Genomic DNA, 22,095 nt, shown 5'->3' on the forward strand with positions numbered 1-22,095 from the left:
GGGCCCGGCGGCGCGCGGCGGCGGGGCGCTGCCGCGGGTTCGGGCGGGTGAGCTGTGGGCCCGGCCCCGCGCCTCAAACGCCGGCGAGGCTGAAAACCCCCCGGGGCTCCGCCCCGCACCCCGGTCCTCAAACGCCGGACGGGCTGAATTTGGCCCCGCCCGGGCAGGAGGGTGTCCCCGCCCAGCAAGGGCTGTCTTCCGCCGGGCGGAGGCAATGGGCAGGTGGGTTTGCCCCTCCAGGCGGAAAACGAACGGCGGGGCCAAATCCAGCCCCGCCGGCGTTTGAGGCGCGGGTCTGGGCGGAGCCCAGGGGCTTTTCAGCCTCGCCGGCGATTGAGGCGTAGGGCCCGGCCCCCGGGAAGGGGGCGCGGGTGGGTTAGGCCCAGAGTTGGCCTTGGAGGGTTTCGATGGCGGCTTCCGTGGTGGGGGCCGTGTAGACGCCCGTCGAGAGGTACTTCCAGCCGCCGTCGGCCACGATGAAGACGATGTCCGCCGGCTCGCCCGCGGCCACCGCCTTGCGGCCCACGCCGATCGCCGCGTGCAGGGCCGCGCCCGTGGAGACGCCCGCGAAGATGCCCTCCTGCTGGAGGAGTTCCCGCGTGCGGGTCACCGCGTCGGCGGAGCCGACCGAGAAGCGCGTCGTCAGGACCGAGGCGTCGTACAGCTCCGGTACGAAGCCCTCGTCGAGGTTGCGCAGCCCGTACACCAGGTCGTCGTAGCGCGGCTCCGCGGCCACGATCTTCACCCCCGGCACGTGCTCGCGCAGGTAGCGGCCGGCCCCCATCAGCGTGCCGGTGGTGCCGAGCCCCGCCACGAAGTGGGTGATCGACGGGAGGTCGGCCAGGATCTCCGGGCCCGTGGTGGCGTAGTGCGCGCCCGCGTTGTCCGGGTTGCCGTACTGGTAGAGCATCACCCAGTCCGGGTGCTCCGCCGCCAGCTCCTTCGCGACCCGGACCGCGGTGTTCGACCCGCCCGCCGCGGGCGAGGAAATGATCTCGGCTCCCCACATGGCCAGCAGGTCGCGCCGCTCCTGGCTGGTGTTCTCCGGCATCACGCAGACGATGCGGTAGCCCTTGAGCCGGGCCGCCATCGCCAGGGAGATCCCGGTGTTGCCGGAGGTCGGCTCCAGGATGGTGCAGCCCGGGCGCAGCCGGCCGTCCTTCTCCGCCTGCTCGACCATGTGGAGCGAGGGGCGGTCCTTGATCGAGCCGGTCGGGTTGCGGTCCTCCAGCTTCGCCCAGATGCGGACGTCGTCGGAGGGCGACAGCCGGGGCAGCCGCACGAGCGGCGTGTTGCCGACCGCCTCCAGCGGGGAGTCGTACCGCATTACTTCGAGCCGCCGGCCACGGCCGGGAGGATGGTGACGCTGTCGCCGTCCTTGAGGGCGGTGGAGATGCCGTCGAGGAAGCGGACGTCCTCGTCGTTGAGGTAGACGTTGACGAAGCGGCGCAGCTGCCCGCCGTCGACGATGCGCTCCTCGATGCCCTTGTGCCGGGTCTCCAGGTCCGCGAACAGGTCGGCGAGCGTGGCGCCCTCACCGGAGACGGCCTTCTCGCCGTCGGTGTAGGTGCGGAGGATGGTGGGGATGCGGACCTCGATGGCCATGCTGGGCTCCAGTCGTCAGGGCGTGGCAGGTGTGCGGGAATGCGGCGGTGCGGGGATGCTGCGGTGCCGGGATGCGGCGGTGCGGGAAGGGCCGCGCGGTCGTGCGGCCCCCGCGTGCGGGGGCCGCCGGTGCTCAGGCGGCAGGACAGATGGCGCTGGCGAGGCGGCACAGGTCGACGTGCAGCCGCGCCACGAGCAGCAGCCTGCCGGGCGTCTCGATGCTCACGTCGTGGGGAACCATGCGGTCATGTTAACGATTCCCGGTCCCCCGTTTGGAGTGTGATCCCGCATCATGGACGCCTTCGGCTCACATGCTGGTCAGTAGGCCGCTACGACCCGCACTTCCTCCTCGGTGATCACGCCGTCGACGATGCGGTACGAGCGGAACTGGAACTCCCCGAGCCCGTCCTGGTCCGCGGTGGAGACGAGGACGTAGTGCGCGCCCGGCTCGTTCGCGTAGGTGACGTCGGTGCGCGAGGGGTACGCCTCGGTCGCGGTGTGCGAGTGGTAGACGATCACGGGCTCCTCGTCCCGGTCGTCGAGGTCGCGGTAGAGCGCGAGCAGATCCTTCGAGTCGAACTCGTAGAACGTGGGCGAGCGGGCGGCGTTGAGCATCGGGACGAACCGCTCGGGCCGGTCGGTGCCCGCCGGGCCGGCCACGACCCCGCACGCCTCGTCCGGGTGGTCCCGGCGGGCGTGCTCGACGATCCGGTCGTACAGGTCCTGGGTGAGGGTCAGCATGAGCGACAGGATAAGCAGACGGGCCCTCCCGTACCGAGGAGTGGTACGAGAGGGCCCGCATGGTGGACACGAGGTCCGGGGAGGCGGTGTCAGGACGCCTTGGTGAAGGCCGCGCCGCGCGGGTCGCGGGACTTCATGACCAGGTAGGAGACGCCCAGGATCAGGCCCCACAGCGGGGCGCAGTAGAGCGAGACGCGCGCGTCCTTGTCGGCGCCCATCATCACGATGACCATGCCGATGAAGGCGAGGGCGAACCAGCTCGTGTACGGGGCTCCGGGCGCCCGGAACTTCGAGCCGGGCAGCAGTCCGCGGTCGGCCTTGGCGCGGTAGCGGATCTGGCAGACCAGGATCATGATCCAGGCCCACATGCCGGAGATGGTGGCGAAGGAGACCACGTAGTCGAACGCCTTGCCGGGCGCGACGTAGTTGATCCAGACGCCGACGAGCATCAGCGCGGCGGAGAAGGTGGTGCCGATGAGCGGGGTGCCGCTCCTGGTCAGCTTGGTGAAGACCTTCGGGCCCTGGCCGTTGAGCGCGAGGTCGCGCAGCATGCGGCCGGTGGAGTACATGCCGGAGTTGCAGGAGGACAGGGCCGCGGTCAGGACGACGAAGTTGACGATGGCGGCGCCGACGCCCAGGCCCATGCGCTCGAAGGCGGCGACGAAGGGCGAGACACCGGGCTGGAAGTGCGTCCACGGCACGACCGAGAGGATCATGATGAGCGCGCCGACGTAGAAGACGGCGATGCGCCACGGCACGGTGTTGATGGCCTTGGGCAGGGTCTTCTCGGGGTCCTTGGACTCGCCGGCGGTGACGCCGACCAGCTCGACCGCGAGGAAGGCGAACATCACGATCTGGAGGGTCATCAGCGTGCCGCCGATGCCCTTGGGGAAGAAGCCGCCGTCGTTCCACAGGTTGGAGACGGTGGCGGTGTCGGCGGCGTCGGAGAAGCCGATGGTGAGGATGCCGGCGCAGATCAGGATCATGCCGACGATGGCGGTGACCTTGACCATGGAGAACCAGAACTCCAGCTCACCGAAGAGCTTCACGGAGATCAGGTTGGCGGCGTAGAGGACGACCGTGAAGATCAGCGCGTAGGCCCATTGCGGGAAGCTGTCGTGCGTCCAGTACGACATGTACTGCGCGGCGGCGGTGACCTCGGTGATGCCGGTGACCACCCAGAACAGCCAGTAGGTCCAGCCGGTGACGTATCCCCAGAAGGGGCCCAGGAACTCGCGGGCGTAGTCCGAGAAGGAGCCGGAGACCGGGCGGTACATGAGCAGCTCGCCCAGGGCCCGCATGATGAAGAAGATGACCAGGCCCGCGATCGCGTACGCGAGGATCAGGCTGGGTCCGGCCTTGGAGATGGCCTTGCCCGCCCCCAGGAAGAGGCCGGTGCCGATGGCTCCGCCGATCGCGATCATCTGGATCTGGCGGGCGCCGAGCGTGCGGTGGTAGCCCTCGCCGCCGTCGCCCCCGGTGCCCTCGCCGGGCGTGTTGCCGTGCTGCTCGACCTGCACTGAGGTCATGTCTGGTGCGCCTTTCTCCACGCCGATCCGCTGCCTTCGCTGGCCGCGGACCGGGTCCTCGATCCCCCCGGATACGGATGGAGTTGCACGCCGGCGGTCTGCCGGTTCAAGCGGACCGGGGGGACATGGGTGGCGTCTTCCCGGTGATCGTGAAGATTTATCACGTGCTTATGAGAGCGGGAGGGGGAGGAATGGGGTGCAGGGCGGCAAAATTTCCGTACAAAGGCAGGCGAAAGCGACAGATCACCACGCGGCGGTGATCTGATCGTTATCCGGATTTGAGCGTCCGCTGAGCGAACACCCCCCTGCGGGCCGGACGGCTCAGAGCGTTTCGATCAAGGACTCCTGGAGTCCGGTCAGCCAGTGGTACGCCATGACGATCGGCTTGCGCGGATCCTCGTCCGGCAGCCGCACCAGCTCCGCGCTCTGCTCGTCCTCGGTGATCTCCAGCCGCGCCGCGATGGTCAGCCGCAGATCGTTGAGGGTGCCCAGCCAGCGCAGCGGCAGCTCGCCGGCCAGCTCCAGCACCGCCGCCCCGTCGCCGCCGGGGGTGAGCCCGTCCAGGCTGCGTACGACGGCCAGCGCGTCCTCCCGCTTGCGGGTGCGCAGGTCGTTCTCGGTGTAGCGGCGGAACTCCGCCGAGCGGGCCGTCAGCTCCGCCGGGTCCACGCCCTCCTCCGCCGCCCGCTCCGGGGAGCCGTAGGCGTCGGGGAAGAGCCGGGCCAGCGCCGGGTCGGACGGGGGCTCGCTGGGGCCCTCGGCGAACAGCGCGGCGAGCGGGTCGGCGTCCTCGGGGACGCCGGGGCCGATCAGCTCCAGCAGCTGGACGGTGAGACTGCGCAGGATGGAGATCTCGATCTCGTCCAGCGCGATGGCGGCGCCGCCGCCGCCCTTCACCTCCTCGAAAAAACCGCCCATCAGGTGCGGTCCTGGGAGAGGGTGGCCCACAGGCCGTAGCCGTGCATGGCCTGCACGTCGCGCTCCATTTCCTCGCGGGTGCCGCTGGACACGACCGCCCGCCCCTTGTGATGGACGTCCAGCATCAGTTTGTGGGCGACGTCCTTGGAGTACCCGAAGTACGCCTGGAACACATACGCCACGTAGCTCATGAGGTTGACCGGGTCGTTGTGCACCAGGGTCACCCAGGGGACATCAGGTTCGGGGACCACGAAGGTCTCTTCGGCCGATTCGGTGCGTTCGATCTCTACGGGAGCAACACTCACTCGTCCCATGCTGCCACCGTGCCGGGCCCGTTGCACAAACGGGACCCACATCTCGTCACTTTGACGAAATGTGCGCTACAGTCCCCGTCATGAACCCTGCGGACCTGGGCCTGCCGGTGGACGTCCCGTCGACAGCGCTCTTCACCGACCATTACGAGCTCACGATGCTGCAGGCCGCGCTGGCCAACGGCACGGCCGACCGGCGCTCGGTCTTCGAGGTGTTCACCCGGCGGCTCCCCGAGGGACGCCGCTACGGGGTGCTCGCCGGGACCGGGCGCGTGCTGGACGCGGTGGAGAACTTCCGCTTCGACGGCGCGGTGCTGGAGTTCCTGCGCGAGCGGGCCGTCGTCGACATGCGGACGCTGGACTGGCTGTCCTCCTACCGCTTCTCCGGCGACATCTGGGGCTACCCGGAGGGCGAGGTCTACTTCCCCGGCTCGCCGGTCCTGCGCGTGGAGGGCAGCTTCGCCGAGTGCGTGCTGCTGGAGACGGTGATCCTGTCGATCCTCAACCACGACTCGGCCATCGCGGCCGCCGCCTCCCGGATGTCCTCGGCGGCGGGCGACCGCCCGCTGATCGAGATGGGTGCCCGGCGCACGCACGAGCTGGCCGCCGTGGCCGCCTCGCGCGCCGCGTACGTGGGCGGCTTCACCTCCACCTCGGACCTCGCGGCGGGCTTCCGGTACGGGATCCCCACCGTCGGCACCAGCGCGCACGCCTTCACCCTGGTCCACGACAGCGAGCGGGACGCCTTCACCGCGCAGGTGGCCTCACTGGGGCGGGGCACCACCCTGCTGGTGGACACGTACGACGTGGCCGAGGCGGTCCGTACGGCCGTCGAGGTGGCGGGCACCGACCTGGGGGCCGTCCGGATCGACTCCGGCGACCTGCTGCTGGTGGCCCACCGGGTGCGGCAGCAGCTGGACGAGCTGGGGGCGACCGGCACGAAGATCGTGGTCACCTCGGACCTGGACGAGTACGCCATCGCCTCGCTGGCGGCGGCGCCGGTCGACGCGTACGGGGTGGGCACCCAGCTCGTGACGGGCAGCGGGCACCCGACCTGCTCGATGGTCTACAAGCTGGTGGCGCGGGCCGCCTCGGCGGACCCGAAGGCGCCGCTGGTGCCGGTGGCGAAGCGTTCCTCCGGGGGGAAGACCTCGATCGGCGGCCGCAAGTGGGCGGCGCGGCGGCGGGACGCGGAGGGGGTGGCGGAGGCGGAGGTCATCGGCGTGGGCCCGGTGCCGGCGGCGCTGGCCGACCAGCAGCTGGCGGTGCAGCTGGTCAAGTCGGGCGAGGTGATCGCCCGCGAGCCGCTGGAGGCGGTCCGGGACCGCCACCGCGCGGCCCGCGCCTCCCTCCCCCTGTCGGCCACCCAGCTCTCCCGCGGCGAAGCCGTGCTCCCCACGGAGTACGTGTAACCCTTGCGCCGCCGCTGCGGGGGCTCCGCTCCGAACCTCCGCGGCGCCGTAAGGGGTCCGGGGCAAAGCCCCAGTTTCGGGAAGGGGCGGGGTGGGGGAAGAGCCCCCCGCAGGGGCCGCCGCCGCACACCATCGAGCCGAAGGGCACGCGAAATGCACCGCGCACTGATCGTCGTCGACGTACAGAACGACTTCTGCGAAGGCGGCAGCCTCGCGGTCGCCGGCGGGGCCGACGTCGCCGCCGCCGTCACGGAGCTGATCGGGCAGGCCACCGCCGGGTACCGGCACGTCGTCGCCACCCGCGACCACCACATCGACCCGGGGGCCCACTTCGCGCACCCCCCGGCCGAGCCGGACTACGAGACCTCCTGGCCCGTGCACTGCGTGGCGGGCACCGAGGGCGTCGGGTTCCACCCGAACTTCGCCCCCGCCGTCGCCTCGGGCGCCGTCGCCGCCGTCTTCGACAAGGGCGCGTACGAGGCCGCGTACAGCGGTTTCGAGGGCGCGGACGAAAACGGCGACGGCCTCGCCGCCTGGCTGCGGGACCGCGACGTCACCGAGGTCGACGTCGTCGGCATCGCCACCGACCACTGCGTCCGCGCCACCGCCCTGGACGCCGCCCGCGAGGGCTTCACCACCCGCGTGCTGCTGGACCTGACGGCCGCCGTCGCCCCGCACACCACCGCCCGGGCCCTGGACGAGCTCCGGGCGGCCGGCGTGACCCTGGTGGGCGGCGGGGGCCGCCGGGACGCCTGACAGACCTCAGGTGCCCAGCAGGGCGCGGATCGGGTGCCAGAGCTCCTGGGCGCGGTCCGGCGCCCCGCGCCACAGCAGGCCGTCCGGATGGTGCAGGACGGCGGTCACCTCGTCCGGCGTGGGCGGCTCGGCGTTGCCCCGCAGGTAGACCGCCCGCATCCCGAGGTTCCGCAGCCTGGTCAGGGCGCGGGCCCGGTTCGCGGCGTGCACGAGCACGCGGACATTTCCTCCTTCTCCGGACGGCCTGGGCAGGGTCAGCGCCACCACCACGCTGCCGCCCGGCAATCTCACGAATCCGCCACCTGGCACGGCTGTCATCTCCCCCGTCAATAAGAAACTCGTACCGGGCATCTAAACGCGATCGGCCGCCGCCCGCTAGAGGGCGACGGCCGATCATGCTGTGACCTGCGGTTTTACCGAGTGACTACTTGGAGGGGCCGACCTCGACGGTCATGACCTCACCGTCGTAGGTCTCCTTCAGGATCTTGATCTTGGTGTTGGTGTCAGTGACCTTCACCGATCCGGTCGGGTTCTCGTCGTAGTAGTACTTGCCCTTGCGGTCGTCGAAGACCAGGTTCGCGGGCTTCGGCTTCAGGAAGAGCGACTCGCCGTTCTTGTGCAGCGTGAACGCGTCCGTGGAGTACGCGCTGAAGGTGGCGTCGTACGGCTGGATCTTGTTGCGCAGCAGCGTGCCGTCCGCCCACTTCATGGGCTTGGCGTTGGCGTCGACCGGCAGGATCAGGCCCTGGCCCGGGTGGACGCTGGTGTTGTTGTCCTTCTGGCTGGTGTCCCACTGCCAGATGAGCAGACCGTCCTGGTACGGGTAGTGCTCGACCCAGTCCGGCTTGGTGTTGCCGAAGCCGAAGTTGTACGGGCCCACCTTGAGGGTGGAGTCGTACGACACGTAGCGGCGGTTCTCGGCCAGGTAGTACTGCGCGTACTCCTTGGTGAAGCCCGAGCCGATGCGGGAGAAGCCCTTGCCGGTCCAGCCGTTGTCGCCGTTCTCGGCGCCGTCGGTGAACAGCGCGGAGCCGTCCGCGGTGAGGGTGACGGCGTCGGCCGTGAAGCCCTTGCCGCCCGCGCCGCCGTCCGTCTGGTAGCGGAAGCGGAGGTCGACCTTCTTGCCCGCGTAGGCGTCGAGCGGGAAGTTCAGGTTCTTCCAGGCACCCGAGACACCGGTGAGCGACGGGCTGCCGGAGGCGTCGGCCGGGATGGCCGTGCCGTCGGCGGTGCCGGCCAGCGCGGTCCAGGTGGCGCCGCCGTCCGTGGACACCTCGGTGTAGAGGTAGTCGTAGTCGGCCTCGATGTCCCACCAGCCCTTGAGGGACAGGGCGGCGGACTTCTTGCCCGTCAGGTCGACGGAGCGGGTGAGGGTGTTCTTGAGGTCGTCACCCATGCCGCTCCACCACTGGGCGGAGCCCTCGGCGGGGGCGACGACGTCCGTCTGCACCTTCTTCTTCGGCAGCTCGACGACCAGGGCCTGCTTGTCCTTGGTGTTGAACTCCGCCACACCGAGCTTGTGGGTGGACTTCGTCGCGGCCTTGGCCGTGTCGTAGTTCAGCCAGCCCAGCTGGAGCTTGTCCCAGGCGGTCATGTCGCCCGGCATGTCGCCTATGGAGTCCTTGCCGGTGCCGAGCCAGGAGCCGGCCGACATCAGGGACCAGAAGCCGACGCCGTTCTCGCCGCCACCGGAGGTGTCGTAGAGGTCGGGAAGGCCCAGGTCGTGGCCGTACTCGTGGGCGAAGACACCGAGGCCGCCGTTCTCGGGCTGCATCGTGTAGTCGCCGACCCAGATGCCGGAGTTGCCGATCTGGGTGCCGCCGGCCTTGTTGTTGTCCGGGCCGGTCTTGCCCGCGGCGGTGCCGTAGGCGTACCAGCGGTGCGCCCACAGGGCGTCGGGGCCCTGCACGCCGCCGCCGGCCGACTCGTCCTCGCCCGCGTGGACGATCTGGAAGTGGTCGATGTAGCCGTCGGGCTCGTTGAAGTTGCCGTCGCCGTCGAAGTCGTAGCGGTCCCACTGGTCGTACTGGGCCAGCTTCGCCTTGATCTCGGCGTCGGTCTTCCCGGCCTTCTTCTGCGCCTCGACCCACGCCGTGACGCCGTCCTTGACGGTGTCCCAGACGTTGGAGCAGTTGCTCTGGCCGCAGAAGTTGGAGCCGTAACGGGCCTCGTTGTACGGGACCTTGACCCAGTCGGCGACCTCGCCCTCGACCGAGTAGCGGCCCGAGGAGGTCTTCTCGTAGTACGTCTTCAGGGAGTGCTTGCCCTCGCCGCTGGCGAAGTACAGGTCCTGGAAGTACTGACGGCTGAAGTCCTTGCGCCAGGCGGTGCTGTTGTCCTTGGCGCGGTCGGGCTGCGCGATCGTGTTGTGCAGCGGACCGGGGGTGCCGCCGTACTTCGGCACGGCCGGCTTGGGGCCGGGGCCGTCCGGGTCGTGCATGGTGGTGTTGTCGACCTGGTCACCGAACTCGACGAGGATCGTGAAGATCTTGTCGGTCTTCTCGCGGCCGAGCTCGACGTACTTCTTGTCGTCCAGCTTGACGACCTTGGAGGCGCCGCGCTGCTCGACGCCCTTCTTGCCCTGGAGCACCTGGTCCAGGGCGGCCTTGCGCTGCTGGGCCTGCTGCTCGCTGAACGGGCCCTTGAGGTCGTGCTCGACGACCTTGGCAGGAGCGGTCGGGTCCTGCCGGTCGGCCACGGGCGCGGCCGGGGCCTTGCCCTCGGCCTGGGCCGCGGTGACGGTGAAGAAGGTGGCACTGGTGGCGCAGGCGGCCATGGTCACGGTGACGGCGGCAGCGCGGATCGCACGCCGTCTGGCGGAATTGCTGGTCACTTGATGTCGTTCCCCTCCCGCGGCCGCAACGTCTGAGTCGGAACTTCTCCATAGGAGCGGGGGGTTCCGCGGCGGCGCGCGTCTCAAGTGACGACATTTGACCGGAGAGACGCGAGAAAAGACAGACCTTGACTTGAACCTTACAACTGCACTATGCGGTCAGGGAGTTCCGCTATCCGGACGTTCCCCTGCCATATGGGGCGAAGGGCGCTTCCCGCCCTCCGGAGCGGTCCGTACCGTCCGGTTTCTCCCCCTGCCGGGGCGCGCGCGTGATCCCGTGCGCCCCCCGTGCTCCGGCACCGTGTGTTCGGTCACGCTTACCGGCCGCTCCCCCCGGGCATCCCGTCAGGGAGTCACCCGAGTCACCTGACGCGCGACCTGGTCGAGGCGGCTCTCCCTCCCCTCCCTGAGGACGGATATCGCCATGCCGCGTCCGACTGCCGCACAGCTCGCGTACGGGTCCGCCACGGTCATCGTGTCGACGATCGCCATGCTGCTGCTCTCGCAGACGAGCACCGGGCTCGGCGTCGCGGTCATCTGCGCGGCCGCGCTCGCCCTGGGGCTGCTCGTCGCCCTCACCGTACCCGCCCCCAAGCGCCGTGGCCGCCACGCGGCGCGACCGGGCGACGCCGCGGGCACCGGCGCGCCCGCGGCGTCCGCCCGGGTCCCGGAGCCGCGCCAGGCGGGCTCCGAACACCCCGTCCACCACTGACCGTTCGCCCCCGGGCGGCACGCGGCCGGTACGGGACACGGCGCGGGCGGCCTCCCTGCGGAAGGGAGACCGCCCGCGCCGCCGTGTGCCCGCCGGGCAGGCCCTACGTCGCCTTGACGACCACGGTCTTGGCCACCTTGTCGTGCAGGCCCTGCTTGTACGGCTTGTCGACGAGGATCGAGACGATCAGCGCGATCGGCCACAGGCAGAAGCAGCAGATCAGCGTCGGCAGCCAGAGCACGGCGGCCCGGGACAGGGCCGGGCCGGAGGCCGGCACACTGCCGTCGTTGAGCATGGCCACGCGCAGGCCGAGCGCCTTCTTGCCGACGGTCTGGCCGCTCTTCTTCGTGAACCACCAGTCGTAGCCGAGGTACGCCACGATCGAGATCAGTGTCATCACCAGACCGCTGCCGCTGTACGACTTGGTGAGGACCTCACTGACGTCCTCGCCGCGCTCGGTCTCCACCATGTAGCGGTTGGTGCCGAAGGCCAGCTGGATGAGGAACAGCGGTACGGCGACGATCAGTACGTCGATCACGCGCGCCCCGAGCCGCCTGCCGAAGTCGGCCAGCGGGGGCATCCCGGCCAGCGGGTCGGGCATGCCGTAGCCGCCGCCACCGCCGTACGGATCACCGCCGCCGCCGTACGGGGGCGGAGGCGGCGGGTAGCCCCCGCCCGCACCCGGACCGCCCGGACCGCCCGGCGGGGGCGGGGGCGGCGGCGGGGCACCGCCGCCGGGGGGCGGCCCGTACGGCGAACCGCTCGACGGGGGCGTCGGCTCCTGGGGCTTCTTGAGGAACGGGTCCTCCTCGGGCGGCTGGCCCGGCGGCGGCTGGTCGGTACTCATGGCCCGAGTCGAACCCCGCCCCGGGGGGCCCGCAACGGGAGCGCGTCCGTTCGGGGAGGCCCCGCCCGGCGGCCGTCAGCGGGCCACGTACGTCCGGGCGGCCTTGTCGTGCCACGCCTGCCGCCGCGGGCGGTCCACGAGGCTCCACAGGCTCCCCGGCAGGCCCAGGACGGCGTACGTGAGCCAGCGGAGCAGGGCCGCGCCGAAGCGGGGCGGGCGCAGGGTGGCGGCGGCCAGCACCCGCACGCCCAGCAGCTTCTTGCCCGGGGTGCGGCCCCAGCGGGCGGTGGGCAGCACCTCGTAGAGGATCCCGAAGAGCAGGACGGCCCCGAGGACGAGACCCAGGCGTCCGGCGATCGCGGAGTCGAGCAGCCAGACGGTGGTGGTACGGCCGCTCGCGCGGGCGGCGTCCACCTTGGCCCGGACATGGTCGGCGGCGCCCGGCAGCTGCGGCAGGGCCACCGCGGCGGCGACGCCCGCGTACACGAGGGAGTCCAGGGCGCGGGCCACGGCCCGGCGGAGGAACCCGGCGGGGCGTACGGCGCGCTCCGCCATCCGCTCGAACACGGCGCGGGAGGTGGCGGCGCGGCCCCCGGCCGCCTCCGCGCGCCCCGCACCGGCCCCGCGCGGCTCCCGCCCGCCGGACCGGGGCTCCGCCGCGTCGGCGGCGCCCGGCTCGGCCCGGACGATCCGCGGCCGGGCCCCCGCGGGCCGCGGCTCCCACGCCTCGGGCCGTACCGGCTCGGCGGGGGCCGCGGGAGGCGCCGGCTCGGCGGGGCGGGGCCGGGAGGGCGCGGGGGCGTCGGCCACCGCCTCGGGCCAGGAGGAGGTGAGCCCGGGCCCGGCTCCGGGCGCGTCGGGCCATTGCGGCGCGGCGGGCGCGGCGGCGGCGTGCTCCCGGGCCCTCTCCTCCCCGGCGGCGGGTGCGGCGGGGGCGGGAGCCGGGGCGGGGGCGGGCGTCCGGGCCGCCGGGGAGCGCGCCGACAGGATCCCCTCGGCGGGCTGCGCCACGGGCCCGGCCGCGACGGACCCGGCCGCGGGCCGTCCCGCGGCCTCCTCGGCGGCGCCCGGCCGGGCCAGGGAGATCCCGTGCGGGCGGGCGGCGGCCGCGGCTTCGGCGGCCCCCTCCTCCGCCGGGCTGCCCCAGGACACCCGGCGGTCGCGGGGCCCGCCGAAGCCCTCCTGGTGCACGGGGTCGGCCTGCCAGAGGGCCGGCTCCGCGCCCGGCCCGGCGACGGGCTCCGGCTCGGGCAGCGTCTCGGTCAGGGAGGTCTCGTCCAGGAACACCGGGCCCGTCTCGTCGGCGCGGACGGCGGGCGCGACGACGGGCACACGGGCGGGGACGGGAGCGGCCGCGGGAGCCGGGGCGGCGGCCGGGGCGCGGACGGCGGGCGCGACGGCGGCGGGCGCGGCGGGCGACGGCACCGGCACGGGGGCCGGATCCGCCGGTGCCGGGCGGCTCGTGCCCGGGACCCAGGCGGCACCGTTCCAGTACCGGATGTACCCCGGGACGGACGGGTCCGGGTAGTAGCCCTCGCGGGCCGCGTGCTCGCCGTCACCAGGGGAGGCCGTCATGTCCCCAACTCCGATCGTGGCTCAAGGCTTGTGCAAGGGGAGGACCATAGCCAAGAACCTCGGCCCGGCAGGTCGGGTAACGGGAGAATCCAAGCCATTGAGCGAACGTCACTCCCCCGACTGTTTTCGGTCAGCCGAAAGATTCCGGCCAATCTCGAACCGGTTGACGGAAGTCGCGTCATACCCGGGCACACCGGGGCTCTCTGCAGGTGCGGGGCCCCGTCCGGCCCCGTGAACCGAACCGGAGAAGCGAGGCCGCCATGCACCACCCCGTCGTCGAGCGAGAGCTGGAACTGAAGCTGGTCCTGTCCCCCGAGCGCAGCGTGCCCGTCCCGGCGCGGCTGCTGTACCTGGCGGAGGACCCGTACGCCGTCCACATCACCTTCCACACCGGTTCCAGTGCCCCCGTGTACTGGACCTTCGCCCGCGAACTGCTCGTGGAGGGCGTGTTCCGCCCCTGCGGGCACGGCGACGTCCGGATCTGGCCCACCAAGGTCGACAGGGAGGCCGTCCTCTGCATGGCGCTCAGCTCCCCCGACGGGGACGCCCTCCTGGAGGCCCCGGCGGGCGCGGTGTCGGCGTGGCTGGAGCGCACCCTGCGGGCGGTGCCGCCGGGCACCGAGGCCGAGCGGCTGGGCCTGGACGCGGCGCTGGCCGAGCTGCTCGCCCCGACCCCGGCCGACGACCTGTGGATGCGCGACCCGTGGCCGTCGGACGAGTCGGCGGACGGTGACCTGTGATGCGGGGCGGTGGCCCGCGCCGTCCCGGGGCCGTACGGCCGCGGGCGCGGCGGCACCTGCGGTCCGTACCGGCCCTGCCCTCCGGGCCCCCGGTGTCAGAAGAGCTTGCCGGGGTTCAGCAGTCCGAGCGGGTCGAAGGCGTGCTTGACGGCCCGCTGCATCTCCAGCCCGACGGGGCCGAGTTCGCGGGCGAGCCAGTCCTTCTTGAGCAGGCCGACACCGTGTTCGCCGGTGATGGTCCCGCCCAGGGAGAGGCCGAGCGCCATGATCTCGTCGAAGGAGGCGCGCGCCCGCCGCGTCTCGTCCTCGTCGGCCGGGTCGAAGCAGACCACGGGGTGGGTGTTGCCGTCCCCGGCGTGCGCGCAGACGCCGATGAGCAGGTCGTGGGTGCGGGCGATGGCGGCGGTCCCGTCCAGCATCTCGGCGAGCCGGGAGCGGGGCACGCAGACGTCGTCGATCATGGTGGCGGGCCGCAGGGCCTCCAGCGCGGTCAGGGACATCCGGCGGGCCTGGAGCAGCAGTTCGGACTCCGCCTCGTCCTCGGCGGGGACCACGGCGGTGGCCCCGGCGGCCGTGCACAGCTTGGCGACGACGTCGAGCTCGTCGGGGGCGTGCGGGGTGTCGAAGGCGGCGAGCAGCAGGGCCTCGGTGGTCTCGGGCAGCCCCATCCTGCCGAGGGAGTTGACGGCGCGTACGGTCGTACGGTCCATCAACTCCAGCAGGGACGGGGCGAGTCCGGCCTCCATGACGGCGCATACGGCCGCGCAGGCGGCCGTGGTCGAGGGGAACTCGGCGGCCAGCACCAGCTGGCGGGGCGGGGCGGGCCGCAGCGCGAGGACGGCCTGGACGACGACGCCGAGGCTGCCCTCGGAGCCCACGAACAGGCGGGTGAGGTCATAGCCGGCGACGCCCTTGGCGGTGCGGCGGCCGGTGCGCAGCAGCCGGCCGTCCGCGAGCACCACGTCGAGGCCGAGCACGTACTCGGCGGTGACCCCGTACTTGACGCAGCACAGGCCGCCGGAGGCGGTGCCGATGTTGCCGCCGATGGTGCACTGCTCCCAGCTGGAGGGGTCGGGCGGATAGGCGAGGCCCTGGGCGGCGACGGCCCGGGAGAGGTCGGCGTTCACCACGCCCGGTTCGACGACGGCGATCCGGTCGACGGCGCTGATCTCCAGGATCCGGTCCATCTTGACGAGGGACAGGACGATGCAGCCGTCGGAGGCGTTGGCGGCGCCGGACAGGCCCGTACGGGCGCCCTGCGGGACGACGGGGACGCGTAGGGCGGTGGCGGTGCGCAGGACGTGCTGGACCTGTTCGACGGTCCGGGGGAGGACGACGGCGGCCGGGGTGCCGGCCGCGCAGAAGCCCGCCATGTCGGTGGCGTAGGAGGTGGTCACCTGGGGGTCGGTGAGCAGGGCCTCGGACGGAAGCCCTGCCAGGAGGCTCGCGCGCAGACGTGCGGAGAGGTCTTCATCCATGGGTCCAGCGTGACAGCCGGGGCCATCGGTGTGAACACGCCCGCGCCCGTCTGCGGACATGTCGGCGAGCTCTTCATATTGACGCACAGTGACCCCATGGACCGTATCGACGAGGAATCGCAGACACCGGCGCCGCCCGTGACCTTCACCGGCCGCAAGACGCTCGTGGCCGCCGCGGTCGCCGTGGTCCTGATCGCCGGGGCCCTGCTGATCCGGCCCGCCCGTACCGGTGACGACGCCCGCCCGCCGGGGCCGAGCGAGCGGGCCGCGACGGCGGTGGGCATGGGCGCGCCCGCGGCGGCCACGGACGTGACGGCGCTGGTGGCGGACCGGGAGAAGTGGGTCGCGGCGCATCCCGACGACGACTCCTCGTGGGCGGTCCTGGGCTCCGCCTACCTCGAACAGGCGCGGCGGACCGCGGATCCGGCCTGGTACCCGAAGGCCGAGCGGGCGCTCAAGCGGTCGCTGGAGGCCCGCCCGGCGGAGAAGGGCAACCTCGACGCGATGACCGGCATGGGCGCGCTGGCGAACGCCCGCCGCGACTTCGGCACCGGCCGCAAGTGGGGCGAGCTGGTACGGGCGCAGTCGCCCAAGCGGTGGACGGCGTACCCGGTGCTCGTCGACGCGTACACGGGGCTCGGCGACTACAAGGGCGCGCAGGCGGCGATGGAGCAGCTGCTGGAGCTGCGGCCGGGGCTGGCGGCGTACGTACGGGCCTCGCAGGTGTACCGGGACCGCGGCTGGCGCGAGGACGCGGTGATGGCGATGGAGGAGGCCGCGGCTTCGGCCAAGGCCCCGGCGGAGAAGGCGTACACGCTGTTCCGGCTCGGGGAGCTGGCCTGGGAGCGGGGCGATCCGCGGGAGGCGCTGCGCCAGTACGAGGGGGCGCTGCGCACGGATCCGGCGCAGGCGGAGGGGCGTGCGGGCCGGGCCCGTGCGCTGGCCGCGCTGGGCCGGGGCGGGGAGGCGCTGCGGGACTACCGGATGGCGCTGGGGCGGACTCCGGTGCCGGAGCTGGCGCGGGAGCTGGGCGAGCTGCTGGAGTCGCTGGGCCGCGGGGAGGAGGCCCGCGCGCAGTACGACGCGCTGGCGGCGATGGCGGTGCGCGACGGGGCGAACGGCGTGGACGGGGACGTGGTCCTCGGGCTGTACGAGGCGGACCACGGGGATCCGGCGGCGGCGGTGCGCCGGCTGTCGCAGGAGTGGGAGCGGCACAAGAGCGTGCAGGTGGCGGACGCGCTGGGCTGGGCGCTGTACAAGGCGGGCGACCACGAGGAGGCCCTGGAGTACGCGAAGAAGGCCACGGAGCCGGGGCTGCGGAGCGCCGAGTTCGCCTACCACCGGGCGATGATCGAGCGGGCGCTCGGGGACGAGGCGGCGGCGCGGCGGCATCTGGAGGAGGCGCTGCGGACGAACCCGTACTTCTCACCGGTGCGCGGGCCGCTGGCGAAGGAGGCGCTGGAGGCGATCGGGCAGCCGCCTGCGGGCGGGCCGGAGCATCTGCAGCCGGTCACGCCGTGGGTGGAGCCGGAGCTCCCGAAGCCGAACCCGAAGCCGGCGCCGAAGCCGGCCGCGAAGCCGAAGGCGGATCCGAAGGCGGATCCGAAGCCCTCGCCGTCGGCCTCCCGCTGACCGGGGTTTCACGGGCGGGATCCGGCGTCCCCGGTGTGCGGGCGGCGGGCCGCCGCGGTGCGGCCCACTCCCCTCCGGAGGGCACCACGCGGCGGCCCCGCCCGGCCCGCACACCGGGGCCCGACGGCAGTCCGAGGCCCCCGGCATCCGCCGGGGGCCTCGGACTGTGTCTGCGGGTCAGAGGTTGCCGCGCTTGTCCTGCTCGCGCTCGATGGCCTCGAACAGGGCCTTGAAGTTGCCCTTGCCGAAGCCCATGGAGCCGTGGCGCTCGATGATCTCGAAGAAGACGGTCGGCTTGTCCTGGACCGGCTTGGTGAAGATCTGCAGCAGGTAGCCGTCCTCGTCGCGGTCGGCGAGGATCTTCAGCTCGCGCAGCTCGTCGATCGGCACCCGGGTGTCGCCGACCCACTCGCCGAGGGTGTCGTAGTAGGTGTCCGGCACGGACAGGAACTGCACGCCGGCCGCGCGCATGGTGCGGACGGTGGCGACGATGTCGTTCGAGGCCAGGGCGATGTGCTGGACGCCGGGGCCGTTGTAGAACTCCAGGTACTCGTCGATCTGCGACTTCTTCTTCGCGATCGCCGGCTCGTTGATCGGGAACTTGACCTTCTTGGTCCCGTCCGCGACCACCTTGGACATCAGCGCCGAGTACTCGGTGGCGATGTCGTCGCCCACGAACTCCTTCATGTTCGTGAAGCCCATGACCTTGTTGTAGAACGCCACCCACTCGTTCATCCGGCCCAGTTCCACATTGCCGACGCAGTGGTCGATGGCCTGGAAGGTGCGCTTGGCCGGGGGCGCGACGATCGGCTCGGCGGCCACGTAGCCCGGCAGGTAGGGGCCGGTGTAGTCGCCGCGCTCGACGAGGGTGTGGCGGGTCTGGCCGTAGGTGGCGATGGCGGCCAGGACGACCGTGCCGTGCTCGTCCTTGACCTCGTACGGCTCGTCCAGACCGCGGGCGCCCTGCTCGACGGCGTACGCGTAGGCGGCGCGGACGTCCGGGACCTCGATGGCGAGGTCGATCACGCCGTCGCCGTGCTCGGCGACGTGCTCGGCGAGGAAGCGGCCGTGGTCGGTCGCCGGCTTGATGACCGAGGTCAGGACGAAGCGGGCGGAGCCGTTGGTCAGCACGTAGCTGGCCGTCTCGCGGCTGCCGGTCTCGGGGCCGGAGTAGGCGACGAGCTTCATGCCGAAGGCCGTGGAGTAGTAGTGCGCGGCCTGCTTGGCGTTGCCCACGGCGAAGACGACGGCGTCCATGCCCTTCACCGGGAAGGGGTCGGCCTCACGCGCGGTGTGCGGGGTGGTTTCGAGGTTCGCCAGAGACTCAGTCATGAGCGCAGATTCCCGCCGATCCACAAGCTGCGCAATAGTTTCCTGAATGACTGTACAGATTGCCCAGTACAGCCAGAGGATGACTGAGACATCTGCGCACTATGACCACCCGCGGGCACGCGGGGGCACTGGGAGGCACCCATGGGCATCGACGCACTCGACGGCCGGCTGATCCTGCTGCTCGCCCGCGAGCCGCGGATCGGGGTGCTGGAGGCGTCGCGCCGGCTCGGCGTGGCCCGCGGCACGGCCCAGGCGCGGCTGGACCGGCTCCAGTCGAACGGGGTGATCCGCGGCTTCGGCCCGCAGGTCGACCCGGCGGCGCTGGGCTATCCGGTGACCGCCTTCGCCACGCTGGAGATCAAGCAGGGCCAGGGCGCGGACGTACGGGCGCACCTGGACGGGGTCCCGGAGGTGCTGGAGCTGCACACCACCACCGGGCACGGGGACATGCTGTGCCGGCTGGTGGCCCGCTCGAACGCGGATCTCCAGCGGGTGATCGACCGGGTGGTCGGCTTCGAGGGGATCGTGCGGGCGTCGACGGCGATCGTGATGGAGAACCCCGTACCGCTCCGGATCATCCCGCTGGTGGAACAGGCGGCGGAGGACGACAGCCGGGGCTGAGACGACAGCGGCCGGGGCTGCGGGCGGCGACTTGCAAAAGTTCTTTGCAAAGAAACCTTGCAGAGGTTCCTTTGCAACTCTAAGGTCGTGCCATGCCCGAAAGCAGCCCGAAGAACATCCCCGAGCCCGCCCCCGAGGCGGGCGGCCGGGAGCCCGTGCCGCCCAGCCTCCGCATGCTCGACGCCCGCGCCCTGCGCGGTCTCGCCCACCCGCTGCGGATGCGGCTGCTGGCCTCCCTGCGCCACGACGGCCCGGCCACCGCCTCCCAGCTCGCCGAGCTCCTGGGCGAGTCCAGCGGATCCACCAGCTACCACCTGCGCCAGCTGGCCGCGCACGGCTTCGTCGAGGACGCGCCCGGCCACGGCAAGGGCCGCGAGCGCTGGTGGCAGGCCCTGCACCAGGGCACCGGCTTCGACGGCTCGCTGATCCACGACGCCGACCCGGCCACCAGCGACGCGGCCGCGGTCTTCCTCCAGACGGTCGCCGCGAACCACGCCCAGGAGGTCGCCGCCTGGATCGCGGACGCCCAGACCCGGCTGACCCGCTGGCAGCCGGGCGCCGACCTCAGCGACTTCACCCTGCGGCTGACGCCCGAGCAGAGCGCGGAACTGGTCGGCCGCCTGCATGACGTGATCAACGGCTACCGCGAGCTGCCGGAGGCGGAGGACACCCAGACGGTCCGCCTCCACACGCACGTCCTGCCGAACACGACACCGCCGCCGGCCTAGCGCACCGCAGCCCCCGCCCGCCCTGCCGAAGGAGTTCCGCCGTGCCCGCCGCCGAGTCCGCCCGCAGCCATGCCTCGACCGTCACCAGCCGGCGGCCGCTGATCGCCGTACTCGGCGCCAACACGGTCTCCATCGCCGGGAGTTCCCTCACCCTCATCGGCGTCCCCTGGTTCGTGCTCCAGACCACGGGCAGCGCCGCGCGGGCCGGGGTCGTCGCCTTCTGCGCCACCCTGCCCGTGATCGTGGCCGCCCTGATCGGCGGCCCGGTCATCGACCGGATCGGCCGGCGCCGGGTCTCCGCGGTCTCCGACCTGGTCTGCGGCCTGTCCGTCGGCGCGATCCCGCTGCTGCACCACGCGGGCGTCCTGGAGTTCTGGATGCTGTGCGCGCTGATGGCCCTCGGCGGCCTCGTGCACACCCCGGGCCTGACCGCCCGCGGGGTCCTGCTGCCGAGCCTCGCCGAGCACGCCGGCACCACCCTCGGCCGGGCCGCCAGCCTCTACGACGCCGTCTCGCGCGGGGCCCGGATGATCGGGGCCGCGGTGGCCGGCGTACTGATCGCGGCCTTCGGCGCCGAAACGGTCCTGCTGCTGGACGCCGCCACCTTCGGGGTGTCGGCCCTGCTGGTCCTCGCCTTCCTGCGCGGCGTCCCGGCCGCCGAGCCGCAACGCACCGGCGGGCGGATCTCGTTCGCCGGGTACCGGGCCGAATTCGCGGAGGGCATGGCCTTCCTGACCCGCTCCCGGCTGCTGCTCGGCGTCACGCTGATGGTGATGATGACCAACGGCCTGGACCAGGGCTGGTCCGCGGTCCTGCTGCCCGTGCACGGCAGCGCGGACCTCGGTGACGCCACCGCCCTCGGCCTGCTGATCTCCCTCTTCGGCGGCTTCGCGCTGCTGGGCGCCCTGCTCTACGGGGTGTGGGGGGACCGCTTCCCGCGCCGGGCGGTGTTCGCGGCGGCCTTCCTGATCGGCGGCGCGCCCCGCTTCGTGGTGGCCGCGCTCACCGATACGACCCTGCCGCTGGCGGTGACGATGGCCCTGGCGGGCCTGGGCGTCGGCATGCTGAACCCGATCCTGTCCACGGTGATGTACGAGCGGATCCCCGAGGAGCTGCGCAGCCGGGTCGCGGGGGTCACCACGGCGGGCTGCGAGCTGACGATGCCGCTGGGCGGGCTCGCGGCGGGCCTGCTGGTGGACGGCTTCGGGATCGGGACGGCCCTGCTGGTCTTCGGCGGTACGTACCTCCTGGTGACCCTCGCCCCGCTGGTCTTCCCTGCCTGGCAGGACCTGGACCGGCCGCCGCAGGGGAAGGGCGCGGACCCCGGCCTCAGCAGGACGGCGGATTCTCTCCGCGATTCAGTGCCCGCAGGGAGTCCACCGCGTCCGTGAGCGAGGTGACGGGGATCAGCCGGAGCCCCTCGGGCAGCTCGGAGCGGGCATCCCCGCACTCGGCCTTCGGTACGAGGAACACGCTCGCCCCGTCGCGCCGCGCGGCCTGCGTCTTCAACGCCACACCGCCGACCGGGCCGACGGTCCCGTCGGCGGTGATGGTGCCCGTACCGGCGATGCTGCGGCCGCCGGTGAGGTCACCGCCGCTGCCGTCGCCGTCGAGCTTGTCGATGATGCCGAGGGAGAAGAGCAGCCCGGCGCTGGGCCCGCCGACGTCGGCGAGATTGAGATCGACCTTGACGGTCTTGGGGTCCTTGCGGAGATAACCCAGTGCCGCATCGGCCGCGGCCGTCTGCGACTTGGTCATCTCCTCCAGGTTGTGCTGCTCGATCTCCTCGTCGCTTCCGCCGGAGGAGTAGACGGCCTCCCGGGGCAGGACGGCCCGATCGGTCGTGAACCAGTGCCCGACGAGCTCGGGCAGCCGCATGGTGGAGGACGGCCCGGTGGCCCGGATCGTCGTCATCCGTAGTTGCCCGCTGGTGTCCCGCACGGGCGCCCCGCTGACGGTGATCACCGGCTTCCCCTGATCGGCCCCGAGCACGTCGGCGGTGAGCCCCGGCACGGCCACCACGAAAGGCAACGGCGCGAACACCGCCACCCCGAACAGCCCGATCACAGGCACAGCACAGACACCCAGCACAAGAGGCCGCGACAACCGCAGAAAACGAGAAAGCACGCCCCCAATCTATCGGCGCCCCGCCCCTACCGACGATCGAGGCACAAAGGCAAGCGGCGAAGCCCCACATCGAGCCCCAACCAAGCCCCGCCGGCGTTTGAGGCGCGGGGGCCCGGGGGCAGCGCCCCCGCAACGGCGCCGCACCCGGCAGATCAGGCGCAGCGGCGGAGCAACGGGCAAGCCCGCGGGCTGGCGGAG

General features: G+C 72.3%; 22 protein-coding genes. 8 read left to right on the top strand and 14 right to left on the bottom strand.

The genetic code is table 11. The features are described from left to right. Positions 1-376: 376 nt before the first annotated feature. The 7 genes from ABZ873_RS29940 to clpS form a co-directional block, all read right to left on the bottom strand. The gene (locus ABZ873_RS29940) at positions 377-1,327 is read right to left on the bottom strand and encodes a cysteine synthase (protein WP_360878507.1); all 951 of its coding nucleotides are present in this window, start codon (positions 1,325-1,327) and stop codon (positions 377-379) included. Continuing rightward, positions 1,327-1,605: a MoaD/ThiS family protein gene (locus tag ABZ873_RS29945; RefSeq protein WP_360878510.1), complete on the bottom strand. Its 279-nt coding sequence runs from the start codon at positions 1,603-1,605 to the stop codon at positions 1,327-1,329. Before ABZ873_RS29945 ends, ABZ873_RS29940 begins: the two co-directional genes overlap by 1 nt. A 133-nt stretch (positions 1,606-1,738) precedes the next feature. Continuing rightward, positions 1,739-1,846: a putative leader peptide gene (locus tag ABZ873_RS29950; protein WP_310941867.1), complete on the bottom strand. Its 108-nt coding sequence runs from the start codon at positions 1,844-1,846 to the stop codon at positions 1,739-1,741. 77 nt (positions 1,847-1,923) lie between these two features. Further along, complete coding sequence (locus tag ABZ873_RS29955) at positions 1,924-2,346, bottom strand: M67 family metallopeptidase (RefSeq protein WP_360878514.1); 423 nt, start codon at positions 2,344-2,346, stop codon at positions 1,924-1,926. Positions 2,347-2,435: 89 nt separating this feature from the next. Then, entirely contained in the window at positions 2,436-3,875 is a 1,440-nt protein-coding gene (locus tag ABZ873_RS29960; RefSeq protein WP_360878517.1) for an amino acid permease, read from the bottom strand. Positions 3,876-4,196: 321 nt separating this feature from the next. After that, positions 4,197-4,793: a DUF2017 domain-containing protein gene (locus ABZ873_RS29965; protein WP_360878520.1), complete on the bottom strand. Its 597-nt coding sequence runs from the start codon at positions 4,791-4,793 to the stop codon at positions 4,197-4,199. Further along, on the bottom strand, positions 4,793-5,107 hold the full coding sequence (gene clpS / locus ABZ873_RS29970; RefSeq protein WP_360878523.1) for an ATP-dependent Clp protease adapter ClpS: 315 nt from the start codon (positions 5,105-5,107) through the stop codon (positions 4,793-4,795). Before clpS ends, ABZ873_RS29965 begins: the two co-directional genes overlap by 1 nt. A gap of 80 nt (positions 5,108-5,187) precedes the next feature. Between clpS and ABZ873_RS29975 the strand changes: the two genes are divergently transcribed. Beyond that, a complete protein-coding gene (locus ABZ873_RS29975) occupies positions 5,188-6,516 on the top strand; it encodes a nicotinate phosphoribosyltransferase (RefSeq protein ID WP_360878526.1) in 1,329 nt (442 codons plus the stop codon). A gap of 153 nt (positions 6,517-6,669) precedes the next feature. Further along, a complete protein-coding gene (locus tag ABZ873_RS29980; RefSeq protein ID WP_360878529.1) occupies positions 6,670-7,272 on the top strand; it encodes an isochorismatase family protein in 603 nt (200 codons plus the stop codon). 6 nt (positions 7,273-7,278) lie between these two features. On the opposite strand, the gene ABZ873_RS29985 is transcribed toward ABZ873_RS29980, so the two are convergent. Together ABZ873_RS29985 and ABZ873_RS29990 are read right to left on the bottom strand one after the other, a co-directional pair. Beyond that, on the bottom strand, positions 7,279-7,581 hold the full coding sequence (locus ABZ873_RS29985) for a hypothetical protein (protein WP_360878562.1): 303 nt from the start codon (positions 7,579-7,581) through the stop codon (positions 7,279-7,281). A gap of 115 nt (positions 7,582-7,696) precedes the next feature. Further along, positions 7,697-10,048, bottom strand: coding sequence for an immune inhibitor A domain-containing protein (locus ABZ873_RS29990; RefSeq protein WP_360878565.1), 2,352 nt, complete (start codon positions 10,046-10,048; stop codon positions 7,697-7,699). Between the two features lie 481 nt (positions 10,049-10,529). Here ABZ873_RS29990 and ABZ873_RS29995 point away from each other — a divergent pair, with 481 nt between their 5' ends. Next, complete coding sequence (locus ABZ873_RS29995; protein ID WP_360878532.1) at positions 10,530-10,817, top strand: hypothetical protein; 288 nt, start codon at positions 10,530-10,532, stop codon at positions 10,815-10,817. A gap of 103 nt (positions 10,818-10,920) precedes the next feature. Here ABZ873_RS29995 and ABZ873_RS30000 read toward each other — a convergent pair whose 3' ends face one another. Continuing rightward, positions 10,921-11,664, bottom strand: a complete 744-nt coding sequence (locus tag ABZ873_RS30000) for an RDD family protein (RefSeq protein ID WP_360878535.1) — start codon at positions 11,662-11,664, stop codon at positions 10,921-10,923. Between the two features lie 75 nt (positions 11,665-11,739). Further along, positions 11,740-13,239 carry an RDD family protein gene (locus ABZ873_RS30005; protein ID WP_360878538.1) on the bottom strand — a complete coding sequence of 500 codons (1,500 nt, stop codon included), beginning with the start codon at positions 13,237-13,239 and terminating at the stop codon, positions 11,740-11,742. A gap of 260 nt (positions 13,240-13,499) precedes the next feature. Here ABZ873_RS30005 and ABZ873_RS30010 point away from each other — a divergent pair, with 260 nt between their 5' ends. Continuing rightward, positions 13,500-13,979: an SsgA family sporulation/cell division regulator gene (locus ABZ873_RS30010; RefSeq protein WP_360878541.1), complete on the top strand. Its 480-nt coding sequence runs from the start codon at positions 13,500-13,502 to the stop codon at positions 13,977-13,979. Between the two features lie 95 nt (positions 13,980-14,074). Here ABZ873_RS30010 and ABZ873_RS30015 read toward each other — a convergent pair whose 3' ends face one another. Next, on the bottom strand, positions 14,075-15,457 hold the full coding sequence (locus ABZ873_RS30015) for an FAD-linked oxidase C-terminal domain-containing protein (protein WP_360878544.1): 1,383 nt from the start codon (positions 15,455-15,457) through the stop codon (positions 14,075-14,077). 96 nt (positions 15,458-15,553) lie between these two features. Between ABZ873_RS30015 and ABZ873_RS30020 the strand changes: the two genes are divergently transcribed. Further along, positions 15,554-17,089 carry a tetratricopeptide repeat protein gene (locus ABZ873_RS30020; protein ID WP_360878547.1) on the top strand — a complete coding sequence of 512 codons (1,536 nt, stop codon included), beginning with the start codon at positions 15,554-15,556 and terminating at the stop codon, positions 17,087-17,089. 177 nt (positions 17,090-17,266) lie between these two features. Here ABZ873_RS30020 and hppD read toward each other — a convergent pair whose 3' ends face one another. Beyond that, positions 17,267-18,421: a 4-hydroxyphenylpyruvate dioxygenase gene (gene hppD / locus ABZ873_RS30025; RefSeq protein ID WP_360878550.1), complete on the bottom strand. Its 1,155-nt coding sequence runs from the start codon at positions 18,419-18,421 to the stop codon at positions 17,267-17,269. A gap of 141 nt (positions 18,422-18,562) precedes the next feature. Between hppD and ABZ873_RS30030 the strand changes: the two genes are divergently transcribed. The 3 genes from ABZ873_RS30030 (at position 18,563) to ABZ873_RS30040 (ending at position 21,161) form a co-directional block, all read left to right on the top strand. Further along, positions 18,563-19,042, top strand: coding sequence for an Lrp/AsnC family transcriptional regulator (locus ABZ873_RS30030; protein ID WP_360878553.1), 480 nt, complete (start codon positions 18,563-18,565; stop codon positions 19,040-19,042). A 173-nt stretch (positions 19,043-19,215) separates the two neighbouring features. Further along, a complete protein-coding gene (locus ABZ873_RS30035) occupies positions 19,216-19,770 on the top strand; it encodes a helix-turn-helix domain-containing protein (RefSeq protein WP_360878568.1) in 555 nt (184 codons plus the stop codon). A gap of 41 nt (positions 19,771-19,811) precedes the next feature. Continuing rightward, the gene (locus ABZ873_RS30040; protein WP_360878556.1) at positions 19,812-21,161 is read left to right on the top strand and encodes an MFS transporter; all 1,350 of its coding nucleotides are present in this window, start codon (positions 19,812-19,814) and stop codon (positions 21,159-21,161) included. Here the strand turns inward: ABZ873_RS30040 and ABZ873_RS30045 are convergent. Further along, positions 21,100-21,837: a S16 family serine protease gene (locus ABZ873_RS30045; protein WP_360878559.1), complete on the bottom strand. Its 738-nt coding sequence runs from the start codon at positions 21,835-21,837 to the stop codon at positions 21,100-21,102. The two genes, ABZ873_RS30040 and ABZ873_RS30045, sit on opposite strands and share 62 nt — an antisense overlap. Positions 21,838-22,095 lie beyond the last annotated feature (258 nt).

Source organism: Streptomyces sp. NPDC047014, from assembly GCF_040644195.1.
Classification (GTDB): domain Bacteria; phylum Actinomycetota; class Actinomycetes; order Streptomycetales; family Streptomycetaceae; genus Streptomyces.